The 1,884-nt window shown below is 66.6% G+C and carries 2 protein-coding genes; both read left to right on the top strand.

The window, feature by feature from the left end:
• Nucleotides 1-96 precede the first annotated feature (96 nt).
• Nucleotides 97-1,041 carry an alpha/beta hydrolase gene (locus WAN71_RS13515; protein WP_422225819.1) on the top strand — a complete coding sequence of 315 codons (945 nt, stop codon included), beginning with the start codon at nt 97-99 and terminating at the stop codon, nt 1,039-1,041.
• Between the two features lie 66 nt (nt 1,042-1,107).
• Nucleotides 1,108-1,884, top strand: a 777-nt coding sequence (locus WAN71_RS13510) for an amidohydrolase family protein (RefSeq protein ID WP_422225818.1), incomplete at its 3' end; no start/stop codon positions are given.

Raw genomic sequence — 1,884 nt, 5'->3', positions numbered from 1 at the left:
GCGCAACTTCGACGACGGCGGGCAGATGCGCGTGCAGCCGATCCTGCAGCATTCCCGCCCGCTGCGCCCGACACCGGTCCGGACCTTGAAGTACGCGTGAACCTCGACGCCGAGATCGCTGGGCTGCTACCGGCGCTCAACAGATACTTCCCGCGCGTCGAGACCATGACCGGGCCGCAATTGCGCGCCGTGATCCGCGAGCGTGCAGTGCCGCCGCCGCGTCCCGCGCCGGTCGGTGCCGTTGTAGACCGGACCGTGCCCTCCCCGGTGGGCGACATCGCCCTGCGGATCTATTGGCCGACCGTGTCTTCTGCGACGTCCGGTCCCGTGCCCGTCGTCGTCTTCGCGCATGGCGGCGGGTTCGTGTTTTGCGATCTGAATTCCCACGACGAACTATGCCGCGCGATGACGAATGGTATCGGCGCGGTCGTGGTGTCTGTCGACTACCGGCTGGCACCCGAATCGCCATGGCCGGCAGCAGCGGAGGATGTCTACGCCGTCGCCGACTGGGCGACGCAACAGGCCGGAGCGCTTGGCGCCGACCCGGACCTCCTGCTGGTTGCCGGTGACAGCGCGGGCGGCAACCTGGCCGCGGTGACCGCCCTAATGGCCCGCGACCGCGACTGGCCCGCAATTGCAGGCCAGGTGCTGATGTATCCGGTGATCGCCGCCGACTTCGGCACGCCGTCCTACCAGCGCTTCGGTGTCGGCTACTACAACACCGCTGCCGCGATGGCCTGGTACTGGGATCAATACGTTCCGAGACTCGCGGACCGCAGCCATCCCTACGCCTCGCCGCTGCGGGCCCGGCTGACCGGCCTGCCGCCCGCGGTGGTGATCACCGCCGGGTGTGACCCGCTGTGCTCGGAGGGCGGCAATTACGCGAAAGCACTTGTCGCTGCGGGAGTTCCGACAATTCACCGCGACTACGAGGGTGCGATCCATGGCTTCATGACAATGGCCGGGCTTGGCATCTGCACCAAGGCGCGGGATCAGGCGTGGGCCGATGTTTCAGCCGTGCTGTCCCGCTCATTGGAATAAGGTCTTGCCGCTGCTCGGGTCAACCGAGGAGGCTGGTTTTGATACGCACCAACGTCGGAGGACACGATGGCCGCAAGCTGGGACACGATCGATCGGTATGTCGTCATCTCGACGGACACCCATGCGGGGGCCGATATCGGCGACTACAAGCCATATCTGCCCGCGGCCCTGCAGGACGAGTTCGATGCCTGGGCGAAGACCTACGTCAGCCCGTTCGATGACCTGATCATCGCCACCGCCAACCGGAACTGGGATAGTGACCTCCGGATTGCCGACATGGACGCCGATGGGGTGGCCGCCGAGGTGCTGCTGCCCAACACGGTTCCACCGTTCTTTCCGACCACTCCCAATATCACCATCAGCTTGCCGCGGACTCGCGACGAGTTCGAGAAGCGTTGGGCCGGTGTGCAGGCCCACAACCGCTGGCAGATCGACTTCTGTTCGCTGGCCCCGGCACGTCGGCGCGGGTTGATTCAAATCTTTCCCAACGATCTCGAGCTGGCGATGGAAGAAATTCGCTGGGGCGCCGAGCAGAACTGCTTCGGGGGGGTGCTCGTGCCGCCAGTCTCGCCGGGTGATCCCCTGGTCGCACCGCTCTTCCACACCCGCTACGAACCGCTTTGGGCGCTGTGCGCTGATCTGGACCTGACGGTGGTGCAGCACGCGGGCGCCGGCAGCCCCGAGATGCCGATGGACCAGCCGGCGTCCAACGCGGTGCTGATCACCGAGATGGCGCTGTGGGCCCAGCGCACGCTCGGACACCTGATCCTCGCGGGGGTGTTTGAGCGGTACCCGACGCTGCGGTTCGTGCCGACCGAGCAGGGCACGCTGTGGGTGCCGGGG

Origin of the sequence: Mycobacterium sp., from assembly GCF_049280035.1 — a bacterium.
In the GTDB taxonomy this organism is placed as follows: Bacteria; Actinomycetota; Actinomycetes; order Mycobacteriales; family Mycobacteriaceae; genus Mycobacterium.
This window is presented reverse-complemented; position numbering and strand designations above follow the sequence as displayed.